The sequence below is a fragment of the Pedobacter sp. genome (assembly GCF_041662865.1).
Lineage (GTDB): Bacteria > Bacteroidota > Bacteroidia > Sphingobacteriales > Sphingobacteriaceae > Pedobacter.
Map to the genome: position 1 here is coordinate 1 of NZ_JBAZRL010000053.1, position 22,833 is coordinate 22,833.

Genomic DNA, 22,833 nt, shown 5'->3' on the forward strand with positions numbered 1-22,833 from the left:
GGCAAATAGCTGGAGCTCCTGCCCCATTATACACTTATTTTTGGGAGTTTGGCGATGGTGGTTTTAGTTTTGAGAAAGATCCTATCCATCATTACAAAAAAACCGATTCGGTAATGGTAAGGCTTTTTGCGACTAATAATTACGATGATGGTAAACGCCCACCTACTAAACCACGACCAATAAAACCTCTTGCTACTAAACCAATGTTGGCGTCTAATGATCCCTCTGGATTATTTAAAATGGGCGGAAACATAGAGCTAAAACGTAATTGTATGCCCAAGCCAGGGGATGATATGATGTTGGTTTTTGGCTATAGAAATAAAGCCACAAATGGTCAACAAAATGTAAGTGGTACAGTTGCCATTTTATATAATGATAGAGAATTTGCCAATAACAATTTTGTATTAGCAGAAACTAGAACATACAACAACGAGAAAAAGGGTGATTTAAAATCGATGCTAACTACGGCTTATGTGCCGAGCAAAAAAAATGGCCCAGTTTACTATGCTTCTTTAACAAATGAGCTACCAAATACAACGGCATATGATGAAAAAGTACTGTTAAAAGATAAAACAAAGGATTTTAAGAGTAGTGAAAGCTGGAGATTTGAAAACTTAAAACAAGACGAAGAACGTTTTCTTTTTATGCATTTTAAAACCACACCAGAAATGGTAAAGGATACCAATGCGGTGGTGAGAATTTCTGCGGTTTTTATTCCAGATAATCCTTTATTAGAAACTGAATTTTTTAACATGGAATTGCAAATTGTTGCTTCTCATGATCCGAATAAAATGGTGCTTAGAAAAAGTAGAATGAACTATCGTTTTACGGGAAAGAATAGAGAATTAACGTATAAAATTCGTTTTCAAAATACAGGAAAAGGTCCAGCAAAAAAGATTGATGTTGGAGCAAATATTTCTGAAGTTTTTAGCATGACTACACTTAGGGTAACCAAAACAAAACCCGAAGTAGTTAATTGTGATTCAGCATATTCAGGACAAAGTTGCATTAAAACGATTAAAGGAACAGATAGTGTTCACTTTGTGTTTAGCAATATTTATCTGCCGGGATTACAGCAAAAGGGCGTAAATGATGCAGACTCTACCATGGGTTTTGTTGAATATAAAATCAGATTTAAAGAGAAACCAAAAAAACTCCCTATTAAAAGTGGAGCAGCCATTGTATTTGATAAAAACGAACCTATTTACACCAACAGAGCCGTTGGTCGTTTTAAAATGGGCTTATCTCCTGCATTAATCGTAGGCTATGGTTTTCCTTTTCAAACAGATAACAGAAATTATTTAAACAATAAAAACTTTGTAATTGGTGCAAGTTTGGCACCTTATGCACCGCATCGTTCGTATTGGCAAGTAGAAGTTTACCTGAATACCTTTAAAGAAAATACTTTTTTGGTGAATTCAACTACTGGTGGATTGAGAGATACGGTAGTTAATAAAACCCCTTATCGGATTGATAAAAAAGAGTATTATAGAACTACTAAAATTATGACTATTAACGCTGTTCCCTTACAGTTTAGATATAACATAAATAAATACATTGGTGCTGGTGCAGGAACGTTGGTTTCTGTTAATTTATACGATAAATCTACAGATGAGTTGAGATACAGGTTGGTTCCTACGCAAGCGGGTGGCACACAACTAAATCTAAACGTAATTGCAGGTGATTTAACAAAGCGTTTTTCAGATATCAATGCTTCCTTTTTTGCGGATGTACAATTGGGTTTAGTGCATGTTGGGCCATCTATTGGGTTTAGATACATATATGATCCAAAAACTAGTAATAGTCGAATGGGAACGTATGTAACTTGGAAATTATAAGAATAATCTCATCTCTATATAAATTAACATCCTGCCTTTCAGGCACCCCTCTTTTAGAGGGGTGGTCGAAGACCGGGGTGTTAATTCCAAAACTATCAGAGTAACACTCCTCTAGTTAATAACAAATCAATTTAATAAATTAGCTGAAATGCGATCTTAGTTATGCGTTCAGCTCTTTTACGTTGCACTCTTATTTTCTTATTTTTTTGCTTAAACAGCTTCGTTTATGCACAGGGTGATGTTGTAAAACGTAAACTAGATTCCCTTCAAAAAAAGAACAATTTAAATGAATGGTTGTACGAAAGGCTAGACTATGTGAGCTTAAATCCGCAGCAGCGATTATTGTTTTTACTCGAAACGCAGAAAAAGCTTTGGCGCCAACCAAAATCACAAGATGAGTATTATGCTTATCTCGATCTTTTAAATACACAAGGGTATTATCAATTGTTAGCTGGAAATATTTTAGCAGCTATTGATAGTTATGAAGCGGCATTTGTGTATTACAAAAAAAACAAAGTTGCCAGTTATGATATTGTCGAATATACTTTAAAGCCATTAAGCAACAATTATACACGCTTAGGCGATTATGAAAGAGCATTATTTCTTCAACAAAAAGCAGTTAATTTTCTTATTCAAACAAAAGATAAGCCTGAAAACATAGCTGCTGTGTATAGCAACATGGCTATTTCTTATCGTTCTATGGGAAATTTTAGCGATGCTGAAAAAAGTATAAAAGCAGGGTTAGCATTGGTAAAACCAAGTACACAAGTCGACATCATTTTAAACAACATTTTAGCTGATATATTTTTCGATCAAAGAGCATACACAAAAGCTGAAAAACTGATTGAAACTAATATCAGCAAACAGAAAAATATAAAATCAGAAAATGGGTATTGGTTAATGAGTGCTTACACAACTGCAGGCAATATCTATTTAGCATTAAACAAAGCGCAAAAAGCTGATGAATATTTTAACAAAGCATTAAGCATATTGAATAGATATGATTCGGGTAGTCGTTTACGAGAAAAAGCTAATATTTTAACTCAGCTCGGCCGGATAAAATTGCTGCAAAATCATCCGTTGGTGGCCTTGCAGTTCTTTGATAAAACACTTGCTACTTTAAAAATCGTTGATAAAAATAATTCCCCAATTATCAGCAAAATATATGGAGACAATAAATTGGTAGAGGTTTTTGAGCAAATGGCAAATGCTTATCTTCTACTTAAAAGACCTACCGCAGCTTTTCAACATATAAAATTGGCGCTGCTATCTGCCGATAAAATTAGAAGCGAGTTTGCAGATGATGAAACAAAAGAGCGTTTACAAGCTGACCTTAAAGTTATAGCTGAAAGAGGTATAGATATTAGTTTTAATCTCTATCAACAAACAAGAGATAAGAGCTTATTGATTGGGATTTTAGATTTGGCTGAGCAAAGTAAGGCCAGAACACTTCTAGATCAGATTAATAGAAATCAGTTGTTAAATGAAGCTAACAAAAAGGATTCTCTTTTTATAAAAAAACAAGCATTGGAGCGAGCTATCGTTTATAACGAAAAACAAGCTTTAGAGGCAAAAGAGAATGAAAATGCAAAAACTATAGCTTCTTTAAAATATGATCTTGCGTTAATTAACAAACAGATTAAACAAAAGTATAAACAGTTTAATTTTGATAATGAAGTTAAGGTTCCTACTCTATTATCGGCTTTGCCAAGCAAAAGAATATTGGAGTATTTCGTTGGAAAAAATGCCATTTATCTCATCGATATTAAGGATAGAAAAATAGATGATGTAATAAGAATAGAGAATGCCTTGGGTATAAAATCAGCCATAAAAACATATTCAGATATTTATTTTCTGCATGGGCCAAGTGCTATGTTAAATGCGCCTAAAGAATTCTTTTTAGCATCAAATAAAATTTATCAATCTGTTTTAAAAGGTATTAACTTAACTAAAAATGAAGCTGTTATTATAGTGCCTGATGAAGTTTTAGGTTACATCTCTTTTGATGGATTAATTACTACTAACCACTACACCCCAAACATTTCGACCTGGCCATTTCTTATAAAGAACACTGCCATAACCTATGCTTTTTCACTTAAAACATTAACTGCTAACAAAACTGCAGTTAACTCTAAAGATTTTGCAGGGCTTTTTATTACGCATCAAAAAAACAACAACAAACCGTTGAAAGCTGTGCAAGATGAAGCAGATGGCATCAAAAAATTAATACGTGGAAAGTTTCTATTTAATGAGGAAGTGAATGCAAAAACGTTTATCGACGCGTTTGAAGAAAGTAGGATTTTACATATTGGTACACATGCTTATTTATCTGGCAATAGCCAAGAACCTACATTAGATTTTGGTAACGAGAAAATCTTTTTATTTGAACTTGCTGCGAAGAAAAGCGCACCATCGTTAGTTGTGTTAAGTGCCTGTCGAACGGCAGATGGTTTATTAGCAAATGGTGAAGGAATTATTAGTTTATCTAGAGGATTTAATGCCATAGGTACACCAGCTACAATTGCGGGTTTATGGAACGTGAATGACGTTGCAGCGTCGGTAATTACTGGTAATTTTTACAAACATTTAGTAGCGCATAAAAGTAATGGTGAAGCTTTGCATTTAGCTAAATTAGATTGGTTAAACGCTAACCAAACTACCGATGCATTTTATTTACCTTATTATTGGGATAGTTTAATTTATATGGGTACAGACCAACAAATAGATGTGCAGCCTGCTATAAATTGGGGATTATGGGCTGGGATTGGTGTTGGGCTATTTTTTATAATTGTAGTTTATTTTATATTCAGAAGGCATTCATTTTTGTCGTCATCCTCACGCAGGTGGGGATCTTAAAGCTTTCGTTAGTATAAATACCATTACGATACCCAATTAAATTGGGTATGACGTTATTACAGCTTATTAAAATAAATTTTCTGTGGAATAGTTTTAAAAACAAAGCTAGTTACTTCGCATAACCAAAGCTTTAAATCAAGTTTTTTACCCTCATAGCTTTCTAAAAAATAAATGCCACCACCGCCTAAATTATCTTCACGTATACGTAAAAGTGTGAGTATTTCAGCGCTGTCAAATAGTTCGTCGGATAATGTGAGTTTTACAGTTGAGGTATTGTCGCTTACTAGATCTAGCCATTTATCGGCTCCTTCTACCATTTGCAAATCTTCCGGATCTCCATCCCACTCTGGTAAATTCAAATACCATTCTTTCTTTTCGTTCTTATAAAATTCGAAGTCTCTTTTTACCATTTAGATTAAACACCTTTTTTAAAAATAACTACACCCAATGGCGGAATATTAATTGAAATAGATTGTTTCTGATTATTGAAGGGAATATTCTCCGCTGGCAAGCTTTCCGTATTTAATTTTCCACTACCATAAAATTCTGTAGCATCGGTATTAAATATTTCCTTCCACTTGCCTTTCATCGGAATACCAATTCTGAAATTTTCTCGGTAAACTGGAGTAAGATTAAGCACAATAACTAAGGTATCTTTTGCTTTGTCAGATTTTCTGGCATAAATAAACACTGAGTTATCTGCATCGTCTGCATTAATCCACTCAAAGCCTTCATAAGAGAAATTGTATTTATATAAAGCTGGTTCTTTTCGGTACAACTGATTTAAAGTTTTCACTAATTGTTGCATACCCGCATGGGGTGCATGTTGTACTAAATCCCAGTTTAACGATTCAGTAAAATTCCACTCGTTGGTTTGTGCAAATTCATTACCCATAAATAACAACTTAGTGCCTGGATGTGTAAACATATAGGCATAAAGTGTACGCAGGTTAGCAAATTTCTGCCATTCATCCCCTGGCATTTTATAAATCATAGATGATTTGCCATGCACTACTTCATCATGCGAAAAAGGCAACATGAAGTTTTCCGTAAAGGCATATGTCATGCTAAACGTTAATTGATGATGATGGAATTTTCTATTGATCGGATCGTTTTTGAAGTATTTCAAGGTGTCGTTCATCCATCCCATCATCCATTTCATGCCAAAGCCTAAACCACCTGCATAAACTGGTCGTGTTACACCATCAAAAGTGCTACTTTCTTCGGCTATGGTTTGTACACCTTTGTAATTACCATAAATAGCTTCATTTAAGTCTTTCAGAAACTGAATAGCACCTAAATTTTCACTTCCTCCAAACTCATTTGTTCCCGCCTCCTCAGCAGTTCTCGAGAAATCGAAATATAACATAGAAGCTACTGCATCTACTCGTAAACCATCTGCATGGTATTTATCTATCCAAAATAACGCATTGCTGATTAAGAATGAACGAACTTCATTTCTATCGTAATTAAAGATGTAAGATTTCCAATCGGGATGAAAACCCTTGCGCATATCGGCATGTTCAAACAAATGTGTACCATCGAAATTATATAAGCCATTTGCATCTCCAGGGAAATGTGATGGAACCCAATCAAGTATGACAGCGATATTGTTTTTGTGCAGTTCTTCTATTAAGTGCATTAAGTCCTGCGGAGCGCCGTGTCTAGAACTTGCGGCGAAATATCCAGTAATCTGATATCCCCAAGATGGGTAATACGGATACTCCATAATAGGCATGAGCTCTACATGCGTAAAACCCATCTCCAAAATGTAAGGGACTAAGCTTTTAGCAATTTCGCCATAGCTCAATACTCGTTCTGGATTACTTGGGTCGCGTTGCCAAGAACCCAAATGCAATTCGTAGACGGACATCGGTTGGTCGAGTGCATTGAGTTTTGGGCGTTTTGTTAACCACGATTTATCTTTCCACGAATAATCGGTATCCCAAACAATTGAAGCTTTTTGTGGGGGATGTTCCCAACGCAAGGCATACGGATCTCCTTTTTCTATATCACTTCCATCGAAACCTTTGATATAATATTTGTACACTTCGCCTTTGCCTACATGCGGAATAAATCCTTCCCAAATACCCGATGCATCCCAGCGTTTATTAAGTGGATGACTTGCTCTGTTCCAACCGTTAAAATTGGCAATAACTGCCACTTGTTGTGCGTTGGGTGCCCAAACAGCAAAATAAGTTCCATTGATTTTATTGACCGTACATAGGTGCGCACCCATTTTTTCGTACAAACGAAAGTGCTTTCCTGATACAAATAATGAAACATCGAAATCGGTAAGTAAACTATGTACCCAAACACTTTTAGTAAAATCTGTAAATGGATTTTCCTTTGGTATTGCCTTTGTTTTTTTGACAGGGGTACTTTTTTTTGTGTTGGCCATAGTTCGAAAATTTACACCTCCTAATTTACTTGTTTAAATACTAGCTTAACCTTTTTAATTGAATTATTATTTGGGTAAATAGTTGTACAATTGTAAATCATCTTCATTGTTAATGGTATAATTACACCCGTTGTGTAGTAGCATTATGCGAGATGAAACTTCCATAATTTGACGGTAATAATGATCTGTAATAATAAACCCCTTTTGGTGTTTTAATTTAGAAATATGTTCTTTTAACTCATGTGCTAGTAAGGGTGCTAATTGAGAAAACGGTTCATCTAATAATACGTATTTGGCATCGCTGTAGACAATTAATAAAGCTTCAACCAATCTTCTATTTCCACCAGATAAATTCCCAATAGGCTCATTTAAGTTTGATTTATAAACATCTAGTTGAAGAATTTGTTCTTTGTACTGATTAATATATAAATCGATCAAGTCTTTAATTTTCAAATAGTGTGGAATAAAATATCCTTGTGGGAGATAAGAAATTTGATGTGTTAGGTAGCCTTTTAATTTAAACTCTCCATCAACTTTTAAGTGTTTAAACTTTGGTTGAATACTACCAAAAATGATCTTTAACAAGGTTGATTTCCCCGAGCCATTTCTTCCTAATAAACCGATAACCTCACCTACTTTACAACTCAAATAAACGCTACTTAATATCTCTTGATCTCCATAACGATGATTTACACTATCTATATAAAGCTCTTGCATACGAAGGCAAATATTAAGAGTGTAAGAAAAATAGTGAAATCTATAGTGAAAAGGATGGAGAATAATTTGCGATAACTTAACCCCAAATTGCGGTAATAGAAACTTCGTTGTGCAAACAATAACTTTTCAATTCCTAAAGTTGTTGCATAGGCTAGTAATTTAAAGGCTATGACAAGATTGTACAATGGAATCTTATCAAATCCTTTTAGGAGGAATAAATAAGCGAAGAATAGGTTTAAACAGAGATTAAGAAATAGAACTAGTTTGAAATGATGACCATAAATGAATATCAATTTCTTATACATAGTTCTATTTCTAAAGAAAATTTACGCCCCTATAATTTTAATATGTATAAAGTTTTTATTCGATTTAAATCTTAATCTACCACGTTCATCGATATTAAAATCTGTAACTTCTTTATCATCGACAAAAATCTTACCTACGTTAAATGGCAAGCCGATTACATTATAGTCGTACAATTCATAGTTTGGCGTATACAAACCTTCGGTATCTTGTTTGATAAATAAGTTTTTACCATCTCCTTTTACACTGAATTTCTTCTCCAGGTAAATATCTTGTTCGTAGGCAAACGTGTCTCCATGATCTTCAAATAAGAATGAATTTACCTCGTAATCTGCATAATATACATTTAACCAAACTTCGTCTATTGGTTTCTCACCTACATATTGCATGACTGGATATTCTGGAATTACTGATCCTGCTCTCACAAACAGAGGCATATCTTCTAATGGAGCGTCAATAGTATATTCATTTTCTCCATTTAATAGCTCGTGCGTCCAGAAATTGTACCATTGTCCTTTTGGCAAATACACAATTCTAGAAACTGCACCTTGTTCTAACACAGGACAAACTAAAATCTTATCGCCAAATGTAAATTCATCCTGACGGTAATGATTACTGATTTTGTCTTGCTCCAACATTACCAACGGTCTTAAAATTGGGAAACCATAACGGTGATGTTCCCAAAAAACCGAATAGATATACGGCATTAATCGATATCTTAATTCTATAAATTTACGATTGATACTGGTAAAAGGCTCTCCAAAACTCCAAGGTTCGCGTTCGGCAGTATCACCTGCAGAGTGCGCCCTCATAAATGGAGAAAAAGTACCCAATTGGATCCAACGTGTAAATAATTCGCCATCTGGCTCACCGCTAAAACCGCCAATATCTGTTCCGCAAAAAGGCACACCTGAAACCGACATACGTTGGCATTGGATGTTCCCCAATTTTAAATGCTCCCAGGTTGCGACATTATCTCCTGTCCATACACAAGCATAACGTTGCATACCCGAATAACCTGCTCTAGTAATGGTAAAAGGGCGTTTATTTCGCATCAATTTCTTTAAACCATCGTAGGTAGAACGCACCATTTGCATGCCATACACATTATGTGCTTTACGATGCGAACCGCGATAGCCATCATAATTGTGCCTTACATCATTTGGAAAAGTTCCAGCACCAAAAACTGCTGGTTCATTCATATCGTTCCAAACTCCGGTTACGCCTAAATCTACAAGTTCTTTATATAAACCTCCCCACCATTCTCTTACCGTTGGATTAGTAAAATCTGGAAATTGGCATCGACCAGGCCAAACGTGACCTTCCATAAAATAATCATCGCTTCGGCGACAGAAGTAGTTGTTTTCTTTTCCTTCCTTAAAAACCCAATAATTATCATCTACTTTAATTCCTGGATCTATCATTACAACGGTTTTCATACCGATGTTCAATAAATCTTTGATCATCTTTTTAGGGTCTGGAAAGTATTTTTTATTCCAGGTAAAGCAACGATAACCATCCATGTAATCGATATCGAGATAAATCGCATCACAAGGAATTTGATATGATCTAAAACTTTCTGCAATATCTCTTACTTTTTTCTCTGGATAATAACTCCAACGGCATTGATGAAAACCTAAAGCCCACTTTGGTGGCAATTGATGCGTTCCTGTTAAGGTTTGATAGCGTTTCACCACATCCATCATGTGTGGACCATGAATGTAATAATATTGCAACTCACCTCCATCTGCCCAGAAACTAGTTTTAGTTCCGTTTTCCTTACCAAAATCAAAATAAGAACGGAATGTATTGTCAAAGAAAATTCCGTAGCCAGCGCCTTGATGGATGCCTATATAAAAAGGAATAGTACGGTATAAAGGGTCTTGATCCCAACCAAATGAATAAGCATCTGTATTCCAATTTTGGAATTTTCTGCCACGTAAATTCATGTTGCCAGATTTATCTCCTAAACCAAAGAAGTTTTCTTCTGGTAAGCATTCTTTTGTCGCATATACATAATAACCACCAAACTCTACGTTTTCTTCCCAATGCATTGGGGAAGTATCTTGAGTCATGACCATACCACTTGTATTGTCTGTAAAAGAAATCAAGAAATCTTCCTTTTTTACTTTACAGGTTACAGTATTGGTAGAAATTGAATAATACTCTTCGTTTTCTTCTAATTTAAATGTGGTTACTTTTTGATCTACTAGTGGAACTGCATAAGAAAAATCATCCAAGAAAACCCCATGAGGTGCTAACCGCACTCTAATGATCTCATCACTTACAACTCTTACTTCAACTCTGGCATTTCCATCAGAAAAATAAAACTTGTTCCCTTCCTTTTTAACTCCCTTTACTGCCGTTAAATATTGTTTTACTATTGGTTTTAAAGTAGTTACCGGATTGTTAAGATGCTGAATAATTTCTTCTTCTGTTTGTGACCCTATTGTTTCTGCTATAATTTGTTTCTCTTCACTATTCGTTTCTTCTTCCATAAAAAAATTTAACTGCTGTTGTACGCTTAACTTAATACTTCTGTATCTTCCGCTTGATGCGTAATTACTTTTTTATCGGTAATTAAGAAATTAGCTAAGCCTCCAATTAGTAAAGAAGTACCTGCTAATAGCATTGCATTAATTACTGCTGAACCAAAAATTAAGTGGTATAAATAGTTTAACCCACCTGTTGCAGCGATAATTTGCGGAATTACAATAAACATATTAAAAATCCCCATATAAATCCCCATTTTTTTAGGATTTATAGCACTAGACAACATAGCGTAAGGCATAGAGAGTATGCTACCCCACGAAATTCCAATTAGAATAAAGGAATAAATTAGCTGTTGTGGGTTTTGAATAAAGTACATCGAAATAAACCCTAATCCGCCCGCAATTAAACTAAACATGTGAATATATTTTCTGTTGATACTTTTTTTAGCTGCATAAAAAGTAAGCAAAAGCGCAAATGCCATTGATGATAATCCGTACATACCCATGTAAGAACCCACTAAATCGGCAGCGTCGTTATATGCTTTACTTGCCGACATAAATAAAGCTTTTGAACTTTCATCTGCCATGTTAAAAGCACTTTCTATTGGGGCTGGGGCATGAAAAACATGTGTAGTTAGCGCTGGTGTAGCTAAACTCCACATTGCAAAAAATGAAAACCAACTAAAAAACTGAATTACACCTAGTAATTTCATTGTTTTAGGCATTTGAGTGATGCTGGATAAAATTTCTTTAAATCCATTTAAAAAACCTTTACTCTGCTCATTTTCTTTTTTAAATTCTTCTAAATCATCTGGTGGATATTCTGAAGTAGTGAAAATGGTGTATAAAACCGAACCTAAAAAGACAACTCCGCCAATGGCAAAAGCTATTTTTACGGATAAAGGAACGATTCCTGGTAAGGCTTCATTTGAAACGCCTAATTGATTAACCAACCAAGGCAAATTACTGGCAATCCACGTGCCCACACCAATAATTAAGGTCTGCATCACAAAACCATAAGAGCGCTGTGAATCTGGTAATTTATCGGCAACTAAAGCTCTAAATGGTTCCATTGTAATATTGATAGATGCATCTAAAACCCATAAACATCCTGCTGCCATCCATAACACCGGAGAGTTTGGTAAGAAAAACAAGACAATCGTACTTAATACCGCTCCTATTAAAAAGAATGGTTTTCTTCTTCCCCATCTTGGATTCCAAGTTCTATCGCTCAAATAACCAATTATAGGTTGCACTAATAAACCTGTTAAAGGAGCTGCGACCCACAAGGCAGGTATGCTATCTTGACTTGCACCTAAGGTTTGAAAAATTCGAGACATAAAGCCGCCTTGTAGGGCAAAGCCGAATTGAATACCCAAAAAGCCGAAGCTCATGTTAAAGATGCTCCAAAATGAAAGTTTTGGTTTACGTGAAAAATCGGTCATGGTTATAGTTGGTTAGGTTGTTTTGTCCTTTAGAGCGAAGCGAAGAATTTAATTTATTACGAGAGATCCTTTCGTTGCACTCTACATGACAAGCATTATTTAAAATTCTAAAATGACAGCACTAGTAGCTGCCATTGTAATATTCAGTCCGTTAGTTATATTTTCAGTTTTAAATTTAATATCTGATAGTAAATCTGTAAAAGTAATTTTGCCACTTAAGTTAAATGCTTCTAGTACATCTTTAGGCAGATTCATAGTTAACTTAACTTCATTTCTATTGAAATTTGCTATTACTAAAACTCGTTTGCTTTCAGTGTATCTTAAATATGCGTAAACTCTATCGTTAAAACCTATTGATGTTTTATTTGCTTGTAAAAGCTCGTAAAAATTACCGCTAGAAATTGCCTCGTTTGTAGTAGCGAGATTTAGCAATTTACTATAAAACTGACGGAGTTTTTTCTCATCCTCATTTAATTTCCCTCCATCAAATGCACCATCATTCATCCATTTTTGGTGTTGAGGCACTCCCCAATAATCGAAAATTGACGTTCTACCATCATCGCCACCAAAGCCTTCTGTGCCATTTGCAGGTTCACCCACTTCTTGTCCATTGTAAATCATAACAGGACCAGAAGATAATGTTGCAGTAATCACCATTCCTGGTACAGCATACCACGGATTTCCAGCAAATGCTTTAGAAGCAATTCGAGTTTCATCATGGTTTTCTAAAAAGCGTAACATGTGCTGAGAAAACCCATTACTTTCTTTTTGCCACACAAAGCTGATGTCTTTTACAGTTGCTTTGTTATCGTTGGTTATTAAACGTTTCAATCCATCGTATAAACCTACTTTATCATACAAGAAATCGAATTTTCCATTTACTAAAAAGTCTTTGTATAGATTTCTATCGTATGCTTCGCCAATAAAAATTAAGTTTGGATATTTCTTTTTCAAATCTGTAATTACCCAATGCCAAAATTCTACGGGTACCATTTCCGCTACATCACATCTAAAACCATCCACTCCTTTCGATGCCCAAAAAGCCAAAATATCTCGCATCTTTTTCCAAACAGGAGGTTGTGGTACAAAATGTTTTGCGTTGCTATTTTGAACATCAAAACCATAGTTTAATTTAATGGTTTCAAACCAATCGTCTAATTTTGGAGCTTGATTAAATACATTGTTTCCTGTTGCCTTAGCAGGATTTTCTTCAAATTTTCCATCTTTTAAAGGACTTTTATATTCATTTCCTCCTGAGTTATAGCCTACTGGAACACTAAATTTTTGGTTAGGAATATAATAGAAATCATTATTTGGATCAAAGCTTTTGCTTACGTCATCATTAGCGCCTAAATCAATTACATTGGCTGGTTTAACATCTGAATGATAAGTTCTGGCCACGTGATTAGGAATAAAATCCATTAACACTTTTAGCCCTTGATTGTGCGTACGCTTTATCAAATCTTCATATTCTGTCATGCGATTTTTCACATCAACCGCTAAATCTGGATCAACATCGTAATAATCTTTAATGGCGTATGGTGAACCTGCCCTTCCTTTGACAATATCTGGATCATCAACTTTAATTCCAGCCGACGAATAATCTGTCATGGTTGCATGTTCAATTACACCTGTGTACCAAATATAATTTACGCCTAGTTTTTTTAATTCTTGTAATGCTTTTTCATTAATATCATTAAACTTTCCGCTCCCGTTTTCTTCAATTGAGCCGAAATATTTGTTGGTGGTATTTTTGTTACCGAAATAACGGACAAGCGCTTGATAAATCACCACCTTTTTATTTTCAATTTTCTCTTTGGTTGTTTGATTTGAATCTAACATTTGCAAATTATTTCTTCTTACGCAAGCAGATAAGCCACAAATTATGACCATCAATACCACTATTTTGATGCCTGCTTTCAATTGATGGTAAGTTGTGTGTCCAGATCTAAAACTCCGTTAGCTTGTAAAACATGGTCTTCGCCAAAAATGTTTAAGGTTAAAGTTTTCTCGCTTTCATTATTTAAACTCACTTTTTGCTGATTTACTTTAACGGTAATTATCGCTTGTCTGAAACCTATTTTAAAAGAATAAGATTTCCATTTTTTTGGCAATATAGGGTGAAGATGCAGTTGATTGTTTTTAATGCGCATTCCACCAAAACCTTCTACTACACTTAGCCACGTTCCCGCCATAGAAGTAATGTGCAAACCGTCTTCCGTATCGTTATTATAGTCATCTAAATCTAAGCGAGATGTACGCAAGTAAAATTCATATGCTCTATCTAAATCGCCAAGTTTTGCAGCAATAATAGCGTGTACGCATGGCGATAAAGAGCTTTCGTGAACGGTTCGTGGCTCATAAAAATCGTAATTTCTGCGGATGGTTTCTATATCATAATCCTCCTCAAAAAAGTAAATTCCTTGTAAAACATCAGCTTGTTTTATGAAGCACGATCTTAAAATTCTATCCCAACTCCATTTTTGATTTAATGGTCTATCCACTGCTGGCAAATCCTTTACTAAAACTTGTTCTTTATCTAAATATCCATCTTGCTGCAAGAAAATTCCTAGTTTTCCATCTTCAGGGTAAAACATTTTATTGATAATATCTTGCCAATGCGACGTTTCCTTAGCTAAATTGAAATTGGTTTTAGTTAGTATTTGATCCAACTTCTTTTCATCATCTGCTTTAACTTGAGCAATTGCTTCCATTGTATATTTTAAGCACCAGGTTGCAATTGTGCTGGTATACCAATTATTGTTAACGTTATTCTCATATTCATTCGGACCAGTTATGCCAAGCATTACATATTTCTCTTTTTCGATGCTCCAATTAATACGTTGCGACCAAAAGCGAGCAATACCAATTAATACTTCTAAACCGTATTCCGCTAAATATTTCTGCTCTCCTGTATAACGGATATAATTAAAAATGGCGAAAGCTATAGCACCATTTCTATGGATTTCTTCAAAGGTAATTTCCCATTCATTGTGGCATTCTTCACCATTTATGGTTACCATTGGATATAATGCAGCACCATCTGTAAAACCTAATTTCTCTGCATTTTCAATTGCTTTTTCTAAATGATTGTAACGATAAATTAATAAGTTTTTTGAGACTTCTTGTGGTGCTGTTGCCAAGTAAAAAGGCAAACAATACGCTTCAGTATCCCAATAGGTTGAGCCGCCATATTTTTCACCAGTAAATCCCTTTGGACCAATATTTAAACGAGCATCCTCACCTGTGTAAGTTTGATGCAGTTGAAAAATATTAAAACGAATTGCTTGTTGCGCTGCTACATCGCCCTCAATTATTACATCGCCATTTTGCCATTTAGTCGCCCATGCGTTTGCTTGCTCCTCCAGCATTTGATCAAACCCTTTGGCAACAATAGTTTTTAAGACTTTAATTGCAGCGTTTTCTATTTCTGTTTTATCGTGATTTTCTGAGGAAAGATTAACTGCATATTTATAAATAGTAGTTGCTTGATCTTTTGTAACATTAACTGAAAATTGTTGCACTACCTGTTTTTCTTGAGTAGAAAATTTAGGTTTTACATTTAAAGCTACACCATCTTGATGAATTCCTGTGTAGATCGCAGAACTAACCCAAAAAGTTGTTTTTTTGGTTTCCATAGTTAGCAACGCAAAATCATCTTGTTGCTTGTTGCTTATTTCAGTCCAAAATTTTTCATCATAGTTTGAATCTTGGTTTTTTACATCTCCATCTAAACTAGATTCAATCGTAATTTTACCGTCGAAATTATGCGGAGTAATGGTGTATTTAATTGCTCCAGCTTCATCATCCACTAAACTACAAAAACGAACTGCTTCTACGCCGAGAACGTTCCCGTTTTTTAATTCCACAACAAATTTTCTAGTGAGTGTACCCTGTTGCATATCCAATATACGACTAAAGTCTAAAACCGTGCAGGTATTTAAATCGAGAACTTCATCATTAACTATGATATTAATTCCAATCCAATTAGTTGCATTTAATACTTTGGCAAAATATTCGGGATATCCATTTTTCCACCACCCTACACGAGTTTTATCTGGATAGTAAACACCAGCTACATAATTTCCTTGTAAAGTTTCTCCGGTATATTGCTCCTCAAAATTGGCTCGCTGACCCATTCTTCCATTACCTAGGCTAAATATACTTTCAGAGATTTTGTTTAAATGCGGATCAAATCCCTCTTCAATAATCTGCCACTCGTTATATTTGATGTAGTTCTTCATTCTTAATTATAAATTCTCCAATTTTTCAATAGTCATTTCAAATAATCCTTCTATCACTAAATCCGATCCACTCAATACATCAGGTTTGCCAATGCCAACCGTTTTCATATTTCCTCTTTTCGCTGCTTCAACACCTGCAATTGCATCTTCAAAAACTACGCATTCTTCGGGTTTAACGCCTAACTCTTGTGCGCCAACTAAAAAAACTTCAGGGTTTGGTTTTGATTTGGTTACTTTATTTCCATCCACTAAGACGTCAAACATATGGGTTAAGCCAATCTGATTTAATATTGTTTCCGAATTTTTACTTGCCGAACCCAACGCCGTTAAATAATTATTTGCCTTTACTATTATTAAAAATTCCTTAGCACCTGGTAAAATTTCATTGGGTGTCATTTTAGTAATCATCTCAACATACCACTTATTTTTTAGCGTAGCCAACTCTTGCATTTCTTCTTCAGTTTTGCTTACACCACCCCAATTTAATATAATTTTTAACGACTCTATTCTGCTAATGCCTTTTAGTTCTTCATTTTGTTCTTCTGTAAAATCAAATCCAAGTTGATTAGCTAATCTTCGCCATGCCTTATAATGATATACTGCAGTATCAACGATAACGCCATCAAGATCAAAAATACACGCTTTTAGGTTAGCCATATTTATTGTAGTTCAAAGATATAAGATGTATTTGCTGGTAATTTTATTGTATTAATTGGTATTTTTTGATCCGTTATGAGATTCAACAATGTTTGATGTTTTCCAATTCTCTCCGAAAAACGACTAGTCACTAATTCTTTGGCTTGTTCATTCGTGTTCAATACCACCATTACGGTTTTTTGTTCATTGTACCTAAAATATACATAAATACCATCTTCTGGCACATATTGCATTAACTTACCTGTCTGTAACACTGAATTATTTTTACGGTAATTAGCTAGTTTTTTGACAAAATTAAATGCTTCGTTTTCCTTTTCATTCCTGCCGGATGCTGTAAATTTATTTGTTTTATCTCCTATCCATCCTCCGGGAAAATCATCACGTACTTTACCATCTGGATTTGCAAAATTTTTCATCAAAATTTCTGTACCATAATACATCTCAGGAATTCCACGTAACGAAAGTAATAAGATAATGCCTGATTTATATTTATTAAAATCTTCACCCACTTTTGATAAAAACCGATCTGTATCGTGATTATCCAAAAACAACACATTTCTAGTGGGATCTTTATATTGATAATCACTTGCTAAAACAGTGTATAATTTATTTACACCCTCTGTCCAGCCAAATTTTCCATTTAATGTTTCATTTATTGCAAAATAAGTTTGAAAATCGGTTACGCCTTGTAATCCAGTATCAAAATGTTGGTTAACAGTACTTCCTTCGGTAAAAAAAACTTGATTAGCAGTTCCATGAACCCAAGTTTCTCCAAAATAAGTGAACTTTGGAAATTCTCTAGTAATTGCTTTTGCCCATTCTGCCATAAATTTAAGGTTGTTATATGCATATGTATCTAACCTAAATCCATCTAATCCAGCATATTCTATCCACCAAATATGACTTTGTGTAATATATTTTTTTACTAATGGATTTTCTTGATTTACATCTGGCATATGACGATCAAACCAACCATCCGACATTAATTTTTTATCAGCATTTGCTGCATATGGATCAAATAAAACTTGATCCTTATAGGTTGTACCAGTATATTTTGGCCATTGATGAAACCAATCTTTTGCTGGCGGATCTAGAAACAAAAAATGCTGATCGCCAATATGATTATGCACCAAATCTTTAATCATTTTCATCCCGCGTTTGTGGCATTCATCTACTAGTTTTTTATAAAGGCCATTGTTTCCAAAACGTCGATCTATTTGATAGTTTTCTGTGTTAGCATAACCATGATAAGATGTTTTATATTCATCGTTTTCTAATACTGGATTTAGCCAAAGTGTAGTCACACCAAGTTCTTGCAGATATGGTAAATTATTAATAATTCCTTGAATATCTCCTCCATGTCTATAATACATTGAATCGCGATTCAATGTCATGTCTTTCATTCCGCTTACCTTGTCATTGCTTGGATCACCATTAGAAAAACGATCTGGCATAATTAAATAAATAAGATCTTTATTGGTTACTCCTTCAGTATGGTTTGTTCTCGATTTTAACTCATAACTATACTTAATTGGTTTTTCTCCCCTTTTAGTAAAAGTGATTGGGAACGTTCCCGATTTTGTAGCTGAAGAAATTTGCAAGTTTACAAATAGATAATTAGGATTTTCTACTTTTTGAACACTTACCAGCTTCACTCCTGGATAATTGAGCGTAACGGTTTTATCAGAAATTCGATTACCCCTTATTAGTAATTGAAGTGATTGATCTTTAAAACCTACCCACCAATTCAAAGGTTCAATTCTTTCTAGGCTAGCCATTTGAGCTTTAAGCACTTGAAATTGGGCCGATAGAAATACTGTTAAGAGAAATAATTTCTTTATCATTTTATATTTGGTTGATAACTCTAACGAAAGTGTTAATTTTTAAGTTAAAACGCAAAGATTTTTTAAAATATAATCGTAAACAAAAAAGCTTTCCGAAAATATATTCGGAAAGCTTTTTAATAAAATATAAAATCTACTATGGATTAAATGTAAATGATAAATAGTAAAGTGCACCAACTTCTGGATTACCAAAAGAAGTGCTGTAATATTTATTTAAAACATTTGAACCTCCTAGTTTAACAACAGATTTAACCGAAGGTATTTTTAGGTTAACCTGCGCATCAAATGTTGAGTATGATGGAACTGTTCCAGTTGCAAAAGTAGAGTTCCAATAGAACTGATCTTGCCAACGGTATTGAACATTGAAACCAAAGTTTTTAATGATTTCTTTGCTACCAACACCCGCGTTAAATCTCCATTCTGGAGTGTTAAAGTTGTTATCGAATCCTGCAGGAATATCACTCAATTTATTATAAGACGTATTTCCATTAAAATTAAACTTACCTACTTGATAATCTAATCCAAAAGCACCACCATAAGACTTAACTTTTGTAGCAATATTTACAGGTACGCTAAATTTAACAGCTGTTGTAGTTGGATTTTGATATAATTCAACACCGCCAATAAAGTCTTCGTAGATATTATAATAAGCGTAAGCATCAATCAATAAGGTTCTTGTAGCTAAACCTTTGTAGCCTAATTCAAAAGATTTAACACTTTCTGGGCGTAAACCACCAGCATCAAAAGTATATGGCTGCAATAATGTAGTATTTGGAGCCCCAGCAGCAACTGAAGCTAAGAATGCTTTATAGCTTGCAGATGTAACACCTTTATTTGTGTTTAATCCGTATTTATTGATTGACTCTGGCAAACCACCAATTAAACGAGTTGAACCACCACCTACAGCTAAATCAATATATTGATCTTGTGTAGTTGGGTTACGGTAACCTGTTTGGAACGATGCTCTAATATTATTGTTTGGAGCAACAGTCCATACGCCTGTTATACGAGGGGTAAGTCTACCTTCAAAGTTTTTGCTTTTATCGTAGCGGCCTGCAACCGTCATTTTAAATTTGTCGCCAAATTTTTTACCCAATTGTGCGTAAGCACCATATTCATTAATTACAATATCACGATTAGCATCATCGAATATTGTACCATCAGAATGTAAGAAATAATCACGATAAGATGCGCCAACGATTAACTCAACTACATTGTTAAATGCGTTCGAGAAATTGTACATACCCTCATAATGATATAAATTGGTTTTATCGTTAAACTTAGCTCCATTTGCTGGACCAATAGTTTTAGATGCAATTGTGCTTTTTGCAGTTTCATAACCAGCTGACCCTGGTATTAAACGACCAATATCTGCTTGTGATCTTGCGAATGCTTGTGCAGCGGCATCTGTTTGTCCAGCTGCTCTAGCACCAACATAATTTCCAATATATTGAGGGAACCAAGTAGTAGATGGTTTCCAAGCTTCATTAATGAATGTACCTAAAATAGTTGCATTGTAAGCTTCACCAGAACGTTCTTGAGTGGTATATCCTCTTAAAAAGAAATCTTGTCCTTTTAGTTCTAATTTATACTGACCAATTTTAAAGTTTCTTAATGAGTAACGATCTGTACCAGTATAAACTGATGTACCAGTACCCCAATTAGCTTGAGCAATTGCCTCTACAGTGTTATTAAATTTATAGTGTAAAGAGGTTGATGTTTTTAAGGATTTAGTATCATAATCAACCAAATCAGTTTCATTATAACCTGTTCTTGATACAAATTGATTACTTAGCAACTGTACAGGCTGACCTGGTTGCATACTTCTTAATCCTACATAAAATGGCAAGTAAGCTTGAACAGTAGGTCTCAAAGCTGCTGGTAATAAACTTAAAGCTGTAGCTTGTTGCGCTGAAGTAGGAAGCCCATTTGCTGGAACTCCTATTAAACCAAAAATACCATTTAATTGTGTTTGAATATTTGGTATTGCTCCACCTGTTGCAGTATTAATACCAGCAATATTAGCAGCATTTACACTTTGTGCAACATTAATCATATTCTGGTTAATCTCATCTCCATATACATTTATACCATCATAATTTGGATCACTATTTCTATCTCCACTTTTTAACTGACGAGCAGTTCTATCGAAATTTCTGGTATCTGTAGCAGCCCAGTCTTTAGCCTGTAAAAAACCAAATGATGTTTTAAAACCAAATTTATTATTCCATGATTTTGCCAAACGCACATTCAATTCTTTAAATTCTTGTACGCCTTGACCCGTTTTATCATCATTTACATGGTTAATACCTGTTTTATATTGAAAACTTGCTCCTTGATATTGGTAAGGGTTTTTTGACGTCATTAATAACGTTCCATTGATACCACCAGCACCGTATAATGCAGAAGCAGCGCCTGGCAATAACTCCACATTATCAACATCTAATTCTGTTAAACCTACAATATTACCAACCGAGAAATTTAAACCTGGAGCCTGATTATCCATTCCATCAATATACTGATTAAAACGAACGTTACCATTAGCATTAAAACCACGAGTATTAACTGATCTAAAGGTCATACTTTGAGTACTCATCTCTACCCCTTTTAGATTGTTTAAAGCATCATAAAAAGATGGTGCAGGAAGTTCTTTTAAAGCAGCTGAACTAATACGTTCAATAGAAACAGGAGATTCTAAAATACGTTCTGGTGTTCTCGAGGCAGAAATAACTACTTCTTGCCCTAAAACTACTCCACTTTCTAATTCCAATGTTAAGTTAGAAGTGTTACCTGTTACTTCTCTTTCTACAGTTGTATAACCTATATAAGAAACTGTTAAGGTAAAAGGTACTTTTTCTGTCGTACTAAATGAAAATTGCCCTTTTAAATCTGTAGAAGATCCAATGGTTTTCCCTTTTATAGTTACGCTCACGCCAGGAATAGGCTCTTTAGTTAGCTTATCGGTAACGGTACCGCTAACCACAATGCTTTGAGCATGCGCTACAACCCCAGTTGTGAGCAACATAAAAAGCATAAAAATGACTTTTGTAAAAATTTTCTTCATACTTAAGTAGTTTATATTTGTTTATTTACTATAAACTTAATACAAATTTTGTTACTAACAAATTCTATTCTGTATAAAATTTATATGGCAAAATCTAATTTGATTATAATTGAATTTAATTTTATAGTAAATTGCAGAAGTATGTTTCTGCAATTAGAACAAAATCAATCCAATAACTTAAATTACACTAATGAATAGAGCAAAAGCCCTCATCTGCATTATAATACCTATTTTATTAGCTTATGCCTTAAATACCAAGTTTGGAGATACCCCACCAATTCTTAAATTTTTAAACCCTTTTACTGGTTTTTGGCAAAACGCCGAAAGTAGCATGATTAGTTCGAACAAGAAAATTGCTCTTAAAGGTGCTCATGATAAGATTGATATTCTTTTTGATGATAGAATGATTCCTCATGTTTTTGCTCAAAACGACCATGATGTGTATTATGCGCAAGGCTATGTAACGGCCATGCATCGCCTTTGGCAAATGGATTTTCAAACTAGATTTGCTGCAGGAAGAATTTCAGAAATCGTTGGAAAAAAGGCCATTGAAGTAGATAGATATCAGCGGAGAATGGGTATGGTCTACGGTGCCGAAAATTCACTAAAAGGAATGATGGCAGATCCAAAAGCTAAAGAAATGATTTTGGCTTATACTGCTGGAATTAACGATTACATCCATTCATTATCTAGAGCAAATTTACCAATAGAATATAAATTATTGGATTTTAAACCCGAAGATTGGACTCCAATCAAATGCGCCTTATTACTTAAACAGATGTCTGCGGTTTTGGCAATGGGTTCTGATGAATTTTACATGACTAATATTCTTAAAAAGTTTGGCCCAGAAATCACTAAAGATCTATTTCCAGACTATCCTTTTAAAGAAGATCCGATTATCCCAGTAGGTACAAAATGGGATTTTACTCCACTTCCAATTCCACCAACGCCAAAAGGTTATACTGAAATGTT

The 22,833-nt window shown here is 34.5% G+C and carries 13 protein-coding genes; 3 read left to right on the forward strand and 10 right to left on the reverse strand.

Annotated features, from left to right (window positions below):
- A partial coding sequence (locus WC622_RS14165) for a hypothetical protein (protein WP_372820356.1) occupies window positions 1–1,838 on the forward strand: 1,838 nt, incomplete at its 5' end.
- A 294-nt stretch (window positions 1,839–2,132) separates the two neighbouring features.
- Window positions 2,133–4,694 carry a CHAT domain-containing protein gene (locus WC622_RS14170; RefSeq protein WP_372820357.1) on the forward strand — a complete coding sequence of 854 codons (2,562 nt, stop codon included), beginning with the start codon at window positions 2,133–2,135 and terminating at the stop codon, window positions 4,692–4,694.
- A 56-nt stretch (window positions 4,695–4,750) separates the two neighbouring features.
- Here WC622_RS14170 and WC622_RS14175 read toward each other — a convergent pair whose 3' ends face one another.
- From WC622_RS14175 to WC622_RS14220, 10 genes are all read right to left on the reverse strand, one after another.
- Complete coding sequence (locus tag WC622_RS14175; protein WP_372820358.1) at window positions 4,751–5,104, reverse strand: DUF6717 family protein; 354 nt, start codon at window positions 5,102–5,104, stop codon at window positions 4,751–4,753.
- 5 nt (window positions 5,105–5,109) lie between these two features.
- Window positions 5,110–7,095 (reverse strand): 1,4-alpha-glucan branching protein GlgB, encoded by a 1,986-nt coding sequence (glgB, locus tag WC622_RS14180; RefSeq protein ID WP_372820359.1) that lies wholly within the window; start codon window positions 7,093–7,095, stop codon window positions 5,110–5,112.
- Window positions 7,096–7,161: 66 nt separating this feature from the next.
- Entirely contained in the window at window positions 7,162–7,812 is a 651-nt protein-coding gene (locus tag WC622_RS14185; protein ID WP_372820360.1) for an ATP-binding cassette domain-containing protein, read from the reverse strand.
- Between the two features lie 326 nt (window positions 7,813–8,138).
- Window positions 8,139–10,613 (reverse strand): glycoside hydrolase family 31 protein, encoded by a 2,475-nt coding sequence (locus WC622_RS14190; protein WP_372820361.1) that lies wholly within the window; start codon window positions 10,611–10,613, stop codon window positions 8,139–8,141.
- A gap of 26 nt (window positions 10,614–10,639) precedes the next feature.
- The gene (locus WC622_RS14195) at window positions 10,640–12,052 is read right to left on the reverse strand and encodes an MFS transporter (RefSeq protein WP_372820362.1); all 1,413 of its coding nucleotides are present in this window, start codon (window positions 12,050–12,052) and stop codon (window positions 10,640–10,642) included.
- 99 nt (window positions 12,053–12,151) lie between these two features.
- Window positions 12,152–13,975, reverse strand: coding sequence for an alpha-amylase family glycosyl hydrolase (locus WC622_RS14200; RefSeq protein WP_372820363.1), 1,824 nt, complete (start codon window positions 13,973–13,975; stop codon window positions 12,152–12,154).
- Complete coding sequence (locus WC622_RS14205; RefSeq protein ID WP_372820364.1) at window positions 13,972–16,296, reverse strand: glycoside hydrolase family 65 protein; 2,325 nt, start codon at window positions 16,294–16,296, stop codon at window positions 13,972–13,974. The genes WC622_RS14200 and WC622_RS14205 overlap by 4 nt, the downstream gene beginning before the upstream one ends.
- Window positions 16,297–16,302: 6 nt before the next feature.
- A complete protein-coding gene (gene pgmB, locus WC622_RS14210) occupies window positions 16,303–16,953 on the reverse strand; it encodes a beta-phosphoglucomutase (protein ID WP_372820365.1) in 651 nt (216 codons plus the stop codon).
- Between the two features lie 2 nt (window positions 16,954–16,955).
- Window positions 16,956–18,797 (reverse strand): glycoside hydrolase family 13 protein, encoded by a 1,842-nt coding sequence (locus WC622_RS14215; protein ID WP_372820366.1) that lies wholly within the window; start codon window positions 18,795–18,797, stop codon window positions 16,956–16,958.
- 136 nt (window positions 18,798–18,933) lie between these two features.
- Entirely contained in the window at window positions 18,934–21,861 is a 2,928-nt protein-coding gene (locus WC622_RS14220) for a TonB-dependent receptor (protein ID WP_372820367.1), read from the reverse strand.
- A 190-nt stretch (window positions 21,862–22,051) separates the two neighbouring features.
- Here WC622_RS14220 and WC622_RS14225 point away from each other — a divergent pair.
- On the forward strand, window positions 22,052–22,833 hold a 782-nt coding region (locus tag WC622_RS14225; protein WP_372820368.1), incomplete at its 3' end, for a penicillin acylase family protein.

Coding starts and splice junctions, on each gene's coding strand:
- WC622_RS14175 (WP_372820358.1), bottom strand. CDS start 5,104: ATGGTAAAAAGAGACTTCGAATTTTATAAGAACGAAAAGAAAGAATGG.
- glgB (WP_372820359.1), bottom strand. CDS start 7,095: ATGGCCAACACAAAAAAAAGTACCCCTGTCAAAAAAACAAAGGCAATA.
- WC622_RS14185 (WP_372820360.1), bottom strand. CDS start 7,812: ATGCAAGAGCTTTATATAGATAGTGTAAATCATCGTTATGGAGATCAA.
- WC622_RS14190 (WP_372820361.1), bottom strand. CDS start 10,613: ATGGAAGAAGAAACGAATAGTGAAGAGAAACAAATTATAGCAGAAACA.
- WC622_RS14195 (WP_372820362.1), bottom strand. CDS start 12,052: ATGACCGATTTTTCACGTAAACCAAAACTTTCATTTTGGAGCATCTTT.
- WC622_RS14205 (WP_372820364.1), bottom strand. CDS start 16,296: ATGAAGAACTACATCAAATATAACGAGTGGCAGATTATTGAAGAGGGA.
- pgmB (WP_372820365.1), bottom strand. CDS start 16,953: ATGGCTAACCTAAAAGCGTGTATTTTTGATCTTGATGGCGTTATCGTT.
- WC622_RS14215 (WP_372820366.1), bottom strand. CDS start 18,797: ATGATAAAGAAATTATTTCTCTTAACAGTATTTCTATCGGCCCAATTT.
- WC622_RS14220 (WP_372820367.1), bottom strand. CDS start 21,861: ATGAAGAAAATTTTTACAAAAGTCATTTTTATGCTTTTTATGTTGCTC.